Source organism: Micromonospora sp. NPDC047738 (genome assembly GCF_040642675.1).
In the GTDB taxonomy this organism is placed as follows: domain Bacteria; phylum Actinomycetota; class Actinomycetes; order Mycobacteriales; family Micromonosporaceae; genus Micromonospora.
Window position 1 is genome coordinate 1 of sequence record NZ_JBEYSO010000071.1, and the last position, 7591, is coordinate 7591.

Here is a 7591-nt window from a genome sequence, read left to right on the forward strand (position 1 = left end):
GGTTGGCAGCCGACCGACGACGGGCTTCGTCTGGCCTGGCAGCTGGTCATCGACGACTCCTCCGACACCCACCTGTGGAACGCCAGCGTCGACGCGCACACCGGCGAGCTGCTCAACGCCGACGACTGGACCGACCACGACAGCCCGAAGGACCTGGCCGCGACGCTGGGCCGTCGCGAGGCCCCCGCCACGACGGTCGCCACCACCAGCACCCCCGCCGCCAAGATCCGCCCCCCGAGCCCGGTCGATGACGGGTCCAGCTACCGCGTCTTCGAGTTCCCGAAGGGTGACCCGAACGACGGCCCGCAGACCGTGGTGACCAACCCGGCTGACGGGGACGCCTCGCCGTACGGCTGGCACGACACCAACGGCGCCCCGGGCGCCGAGTACACCATCACCCGGGGCAACAACGCGCACGCCTACACCGACCGGGACGCCAACAACCAGATCGACCCCGGTAGCTCCGCCGAGGGCGGCGCCGGCCTCACCTTCAACTTCCCGGCCGACCTGAACGAGCACCCGCAGACCTACACCCAGGCCGCCGTGGTGAACCAGTTCTACTGGTGCAACATGGTCCACGACCTGACCTACCGGTACGGCTTCGACGAGGCGTCCGGCAACTTCCAGGTCAACAACTACGGCCGGGGCGGCACCGGCGGCGACGACGTGCAGTGCGAGGCGCACGACGGGTCCGGCCAGAACAACGCCAACTTCTCCACGCCGGCGCTGGACGGCGGTCGCCCCCGGATGCAGATGTTCCTCTGGCCGGGCAACCAGTTCGGCCTGCCCAACGCCGTGACGATCGACGCGGGGTCCGGCGCCGGTACCTACGAGGCGGAGTACGCGCGGTTCACGCCCGCGCCCACCAGCGCCGGCTTCGCCGGCGAGGTGGTGCTGGTCAACGACGGTGTCGGGGCGACCGGCGACGGCTGCAGCGCCTACACGCTGCCCCAGGGTGCGATCGCCGTGGTCGACCGGACCAGCGGCTGCAACTTCTACACCCAGGTGGCCAACGCCGAGAAGGCCGGTGCCGCCGCCGTGGTGGTGGTCAACAACGTGGCGGGCGCCCCGGCGGCGATGAGCGGATCCATGAGCCCGGCGGTCGGCATTCCCGCGGTCATGGTGAGCCAGGCCGACGGAAACCGCATCAAGGGCGGCCTGCCGGCCGCGGGTCGGGTGCACCGCAACCTGGACCGGCCGGCGATGCGGGACGCCTCGTTCCGCTCGGAGACGATCTTCCACGAGTACGGCCACGGCGTTTCCAACCGGCTGACCGGTGGCCCGACCGTCAACTGCCTCACCGGCGACGAGCAGATGGGCGAGGGCTGGAGCGACTTCCTCGCGATCACCGCGCTGCTCAACCCCGCGATCGACGACCCGGAGAACGCCCGCGGCTACGGGCAGTACGCGCTGTTCCAAGACAGCCGGGTGGGTGGCGGCATCCGCCCGCGGCCGTACTCGCGGAACATGGAGATCCAGCCGTTCACCTACGACAGCATCAAGACCGGTGGCTGGCTGGACGGCACCTCGCTGGCGGCTCCGCACGGCATCGGCCACGGCTGGGCTTCGATCCTGTGGGACATGACCTGGAATCTGGTCGACCGGCACGGGTTCAACCCGAACGTCTACGAGGCGTGGAACACCGGCGGCAACAACCTGGCGCTGCAGCTGGTCATCGACGGGCTGAAGCTCCAGGGTTGCGGCCCGGGCTTCGTGACCGGCCGCAACGCGATCATCGCCGCCGACGCCGCCCTCACCGGTGGGGAGAACGCCTGCATCCTCTGGGGCTCCTTCGCCCGCCGTGGCCTGGGCTACAGCGCGGTGCAGGGCACCACCGGTCGCAACGACAACAGCGAGGCGTTCGACACCCACCCGTCCTGCCGGGGCGACTTCGTCGGCCGCTCGGCGCAGCCGGCGCTGAACACCGTCGTCGCCGGCGACGCCGTACCGATGAAGTTCAAACTCGCCACCGACCGGGGCCTGAACATCCTCGCCAGCGGCTCGCCGTACTCGCGGCTGGTCGACTGCGACACCCTCAAGACCGTCGGCCCCGACGGCGCCACCACCCCGCGGCCGACCCCGGTCGCGGCACGCAACCCCGGCGGATCGAGCATGTCGGTCAACGCCAACGGCCAGTACAACTACCCGTGGAAGACCGACCCGTCCTGGGCCGGCACCTGCCGCGAGTTCGTCCTGACCCTCGACAACGGATTCCAGCACCGCGCCTACTTCAAGTTCACCAGCTGAGCCCTCGCCGCTGGTGGGAGCGCCCCGACGAGGAACGCTCCCACCGACGGCGTGGCAAGCGATGAGGGCCAGCTCCATGCGGAGCTGGCCCTCATCGTCGCCGGGTCCAGCCCGGGTTGTCCGGACGGTCAGCCGACCGACTTGTTGTAGCTGTCGATGGCGCCCTGCACGCTGGCGGCGGCGTCCTTCATGGCCTGCTGCGCCGGCTTGCTACCGACGATCGCCGCCTCCAGGCCGTCCTCGGACGCCTTGCGCGCCTGCGGCATCACACCGAGCAGGCATCCGGCCGACGCGACCGACGGGGGCAGCGCGTGCAGTTGGTCGACGGCGGTGCGGAACTGGGGGAACTTCGCCATCCAGTCCTTGTCGATCTGCTCCTCCAAGGCGTTGGCGTTGATCGGCACGTAGCCGGTGCCGGTGTGCCACTTGGCCTGCGCGGCCGGGCTGGACGCGAACTTCACGAACTCCCAGGCGGCCCGCTTCTCCTGCGCACTGTGGCCGACACCGCCGATCCACAGCGAGGCCCCGCCGATGATCGGGCCACCCGCCGACGAGCTGTCCACCTTCGGGTACGGGGCGGTGAGCACGGTGAACTTGCCCTTCGCCGCGTCGACGTAACCGCGCAGCACGCTGGTCGACTCCAGATGCATGGCGACCGTACCCGCCTTGAACGCGGCCTGCGCGTCGTCGGTCTTGCGTCCGGTGTTGGTCGCGTAGCCGCCCTTCACCAGGTCCGTCCACCACTGCGCGACGCCTACCCCGGTCTCCTGGTCGAACTGGACCTTCGAGGCCAGGCCCGTACGCCCGTTGCCGTGGTCGCAGTACTCCTTGCCGTCGGTGGCGAGCAACTGCTCCAGCAGCCAGCCGTAGATCGCGGCGCCGAAGCCGTACTGGACGGTCTTGCCGCTGGCGTCCTTGACGGTCAGCTTCTTCGCCAGTTCCCCGATCTCGGTGAGGTTGCGCGGCGGCTTCGTCGGGTCGAGGCGGGCCCGCTCGAACGCCTCCTTGTTCAGGTACAGCAGTGGCGTGGAGGAGTTGAACGGCATCGACCACAGCTTGCCGTCGATGGAGTAGTAGCTGGCGATGTTCGGCTCGATGTCGGCGGCGTTGAACGCGTCCTTCTCGACGAACTTGTGGACCGGCACGACCTGCTTCGAGTCGACCATGAAGCGGGTGCCGATGTCGTAGATCTGCACCAGCGCCGGGGTGCTCTTCTGCTGGACCGACGCCTTGTACTTGGCGATCGTCTCGTCGTAGCTGCCCTGGAAGACCGCCTTGACCTCGACCTTGCCCCCGCTCTGGGCGTTGAAGTCGGCGACCAGTTGGTCGACCGCCTGGGCGTTCGGTCCCTTCATCGAGTGCCAGAACTCGATGGTGGTCTTGCCCGTGGCCTTCTCGAGCACCTCCGCGCCAGGTGCGTCGAGCGCGTCGCCGCCAGCATCGGATCCCGAGCCGCCGCACCCGCCCATTGCCGCGACGGCCACCAGGGCGACGAGTGCCGTCATGGTTCGGCGGAGCCGAAGTCTTGTCATGCGTTCTCCTTCTGTCGGTTCAACGCAGGGCGCCGGCGGTGAGCCCGCGGACGATGTAGCGCTGACCCAGGATCACGACGGCCAGCGTGGGCAGCAGCGAGAGCGCCACGCCGGCGAGGACCAGACCCGGTTGGGCGGCCTCCGCGTCGTTGAGCTGCGAGATGCCGATCTGGAGCGTCTGGAACTCGGTGTCCCGGATCAGGATCAGCGGCCAGAAGTACTGGTTCCAGGCCGAGAGGAAGACGTACACGCCGACCGCCGCGATGGACGGCTTGGACAGCGGCACGAGGACCCGCCACAACAGCCGCCAGTGGCCGCAGCCGTCGATCACCGCGGCGTCCCGCAACTCGGACGGGAACTGCAGGAAGGCCTGGCGCAGCAGGAAGGTGCCGAACGCCGAGGCGAGGAAGGGCAGCACCAGGCCGAGGTAGGTCAGGCTGCCGCGGGCCAGCCCCCAACCGGACACGGTCAGGTAGTTGGGGATGATGATCGACTCCCACGGCACCATCAGGGTGGCGAGGAACAGACCAAAGGTGGCGGCCCTGGCCGGCAGGCGGAGGAACGCGAACGCGTACGCGGCGACGATACTGGTGACGACCTGGGCCAGGGTGATGGCCCCGGCCTGGATCGCGGAGTTCAGATAGAACCGACCCAGCGGCACCGACCGGAACACGTCGGTGACGTTCTGCCAGTGCAGGTCGGCCGGCACCAGCGCGGGCGGGTAGGTCGCCAGGTCGCCCGGGCCCATCACGGCGCCGACGAAGCCGTAGTAGACGGGGAACAGGACCGGGATCGCGGCCACGCCGAGCACGACATAGACGGCGACCTGGCCGAGGGAGGGTTTCCTCATCGGTAGTGGACCCGCCGTTCGAGGATGCCGAACTGCACGGCCGTGCAGGCGAGCATGATGACCAGGAGTACGACGGCCTGCGCGCTGGCCGCGCCGAAGTCCGCCGAGCCGAAGGCGAACGCCTTCTCGTAGATCGAGTAGACCAGCGTGGTGGTGGCCTGGTCAGGTCCGCCCTTGGTCAGGATGTGGATCTGCCCGAAGCTCTGCAGGGCGTGGATCGTGGAGACCACGACGAGGAAGAACAGTTGCGGGGAGAGCAGCGGCACGGTGATCCGCGACGCCAGCCGCCAGCCGGTCGCGCCGTCCAGCCGGGCGGCCTCGACGACCTCGGGCGGGATGGCCGCCACACCAGCGGAGAGAACGAGGATGTTGTAGCCGAAGTTCATCCACACCGTCGCCGCGCAGACGGCGGGCAGCGCGATCGAGGGATCGGTCAGCCAGTTGACCCGGTCGATCCCGAACGCGCCGAGCAGGCCGTTGGCCACCCCGATGGCCGGGTTGTAGATGACCGCGAAGACAACCGAGGCGGTCGCCACCGAGAACGCGAACGGCAACGCGAACGCGGTGCGCAGCACCCGTACGCCCCGGATGCGTGCCTCCAGCAGCAGCACCACGGCCAGCGCGCCGGCCACGGCCGGCAGCACCGAGAAGAGCGTGAACAACGCGGTCGTGGCCAGAACCCGACCGAACTCCGCGGACAGCATCTCCCGGTAGTGGTCCGCCCCGACGTACGCCGACGGGGCGCCGAAGATGTCATTGCCGTGTACCGACAGGTACAGGGTTCGCCCGAGCGGCCAGAACACGAACAGGGCGAAGACCACCACCGACGGCAGCAGCAGCAACCACCCGAGACCGGCTTCGCGGAGGCGAAGGCGCTGTGCCCGCGGGCCGCCGGAGCGAGTGGTCTCTCCGGTCGGGGCACGGTCGGCAGGTGGTGCGTTGACGGTGCGAGGGGGAGACACGGCAGCACAGTATCAACGACATCGATAAGAAGAAATCCTTACACCCCGGATTCGGGCCCGGAAATTATCTCCAGCGCCGGGCGCCCGACCGTCCGAAATGACGATGGCGGGCACGGTCAGCCACCCACCGGCCGGCCTGGCCAGGCCGGCCGGTGGTGCCGAGACTCGTGCTATCGACTGTGGCCACCAGGGCAGGGGAGTCCTACGGCTTGCGAGCGACTCCCGCCCAGTAGTAGGCGGCGTGCGGATCGCTCGGCGCGCCGTTGTCGGGCTGCCAGGCCATCACCGGTGCGATTCCCGGTTCGATCAGTTCCCACCCGTCGAAGAAGCGCGCGACCTCGTCCCGGCTCCGGGGCACCAGAGTCATCCCGCCGTGATTGGCGGAGGCGACGGCGGTCGCCATCGCTTCCGGGTCGAAGTCCCCGGTGGGGTGGGTGATGGCCACATAACTGCCCGACGGCAGGGCGTCCATCAGCACCCGGACCTTGCCCCACGGGTCGTCGGCGTCCTTGAGCAGCATCAGGATCGCGATCAAGGTCAGGGCGACCGGCTGGTCCAGGTCGAGCGTGCCGGTCAGCGCCGGGTCCTGCAGGATCTTCTCCGGCTCTCGCAGGTCGGCATGGATGTATTCACTATGCCCCTCTTCGGTGCTGACCATCAGGGCACGCGCGTGCACCAGCACGATCGGATCGTTGTCGACGTAGACCACCCGGGTCTCCGGGGCGATCTGCTGGGCGACCTCGTGCAGGTTCGGCCGGGTCGGGATGCCGGTGCCGATGTCGAGGAACTGCCGTACCCCCGCCTGCCCGACGAGGTAGCGCGCCACCCGGTGCACGAAGCTCCGGTTCTCGGCGGCCATCGCCCGGATCGTGGGGATCGCGGCGACCAGGGCCTCCGCCACCGCCCGGTCAGCGGCGAAGTTGTCCTTGCCGCCGAGCCAGTAGTCGTAGATCCTCGCCGAGTGCGGCACCGTGGCGTCGATGCCGGCGGACGCCGGCTGCTGCTGGTCCGTCACTGCCTCGTCACCCTGCCGCACGAGCAACCTCCCACTGAGGACGATTCGCGAATCCGGCACAGCCTAGCGCGGCACCGCCCCGGCGGCGTGCTCCAGCAGCGCCCTACTCGTACGGCTCCGCCGGTGGCGTGATCTGCTGCCAGACGTCCAGTTGGAAGTACGGGATGTCGGAGTCGTTGACCGGGTCCTTGGCGGTGTGGGGGATCCACCGGCCAGTGGCCCGCACCCAGGTGTCGGCCGGCAGGTGGGGCACGTCGCCGCGCAGCCCGATCTTGATAGGGATGCCGTCGGCGGCGCAGCAGGACAGCACGATGCGGGCGAGCATGGGTTGGCCGTCGGGGCCGGGGGCCAGGAAACCGGTGAGCTGGATCTGCCGGTCGCGCAGCGTCCGGCCCTGGTCGTAGACCGCCCGGTAGCCGTAGTCGAGGAGGCTGAGCCGGGCCGGGTCACCGGGCGGCAGGGGCGGGTAGGCGACGTCCTGGTTGTCGGTGAGGGCGGAGCCGGCGCGGGCGGCGGTGTCGGCGCCGAGGGCGGGTGGCACGACGAACAGCAGCGCGAGCGCCGGCAGCAGCAGCAACCAGCCGACCGCCGGCCCAGAGTGTCCGTGCCCGTGCCCGTCATCGTCCGTTCCGGCGGGCCGGTACATGTCGCGGATCTCGTGCACCAGCGCCATCACGGCGGCGACGACCAGCAGCACGCCGGCGGCGATGAGGAAGGGCCGCAGGCCCTGCTTGACGTAGCGGAGATACAGGTCCGTGAGGCTGGCGCGCAGGATCGCGCCACCGAGGAACACCATCACCACGGCCTGAGCGCCCCGGTTCACCAGATCACCATCCCGACTGTGGCCGCGACGAGCACGGCGAGGGCGAAGGTGGCCGGGGCGAACCGGGCGGCGAACCGTCGCCCGAACATTCCGGCCTGCATGGACACGAGTTTCAGGTCGACCATCGGACCGACCACGAGGAACGCCAGCCGGGCGGTCAGG

6 protein-coding genes and 1 pseudogene are annotated in these 7591 nt (G+C 69.6%); 1 reads left to right on the forward strand and 6 read right to left on the reverse strand.

The annotated features are described in order from the left end of the window. A partial coding sequence (locus ABZ783_RS37215) for a M36 family metallopeptidase (RefSeq protein ID WP_357447881.1) occupies nucleotides 1-2247 on the forward strand: 2247 nt, incomplete at its 5' end. A gap of 128 nt (nucleotides 2248-2375) precedes the next feature. On the opposite strand, the gene ABZ783_RS37220 is transcribed toward ABZ783_RS37215, so the two are convergent. The 6 genes and pseudogenes from ABZ783_RS37220 to ABZ783_RS37245 form a co-directional block, all read right to left on the reverse strand. Then, a complete protein-coding gene (locus ABZ783_RS37220; protein WP_357447884.1) occupies nucleotides 2376-3779 on the reverse strand; it encodes an ABC transporter substrate-binding protein in 1404 nt (467 codons plus the stop codon). A 19-nt stretch (nucleotides 3780-3798) separates the two neighbouring features. Then, nucleotides 3799-4629, reverse strand: a complete 831-nt coding sequence (locus ABZ783_RS37225) for a carbohydrate ABC transporter permease (RefSeq protein WP_357447887.1) — start codon at nucleotides 4627-4629, stop codon at nucleotides 3799-3801. Next, the gene (locus ABZ783_RS37230; protein WP_357447890.1) at nucleotides 4626-5471 is read right to left on the reverse strand and encodes a sugar ABC transporter permease; all 846 of its coding nucleotides are present in this window, start codon (nucleotides 5469-5471) and stop codon (nucleotides 4626-4628) included. Before ABZ783_RS37230 ends, ABZ783_RS37225 begins: the two co-directional genes overlap by 4 nt. 322 nt (nucleotides 5472-5793) lie before the next feature. Beyond that, nucleotides 5794-6606: an SAM-dependent methyltransferase gene (locus ABZ783_RS37235; protein ID WP_357447893.1), complete on the reverse strand. Its 813-nt coding sequence runs from the start codon at nucleotides 6604-6606 to the stop codon at nucleotides 5794-5796. Nucleotides 6607-6709: 103 nt separating this feature from the next. Further along, nucleotides 6710-7429: a TIGR03943 family protein gene (locus ABZ783_RS37240; protein ID WP_357447896.1), complete on the reverse strand. Its 720-nt coding sequence runs from the start codon at nucleotides 7427-7429 to the stop codon at nucleotides 6710-6712. After that, a pseudogene (locus tag ABZ783_RS37245) lies at nucleotides 7426-7591 on the reverse strand (permease); the annotation flags it as partial. The gene ABZ783_RS37240 and the pseudogene ABZ783_RS37245, both read right to left, overlap by 4 nt.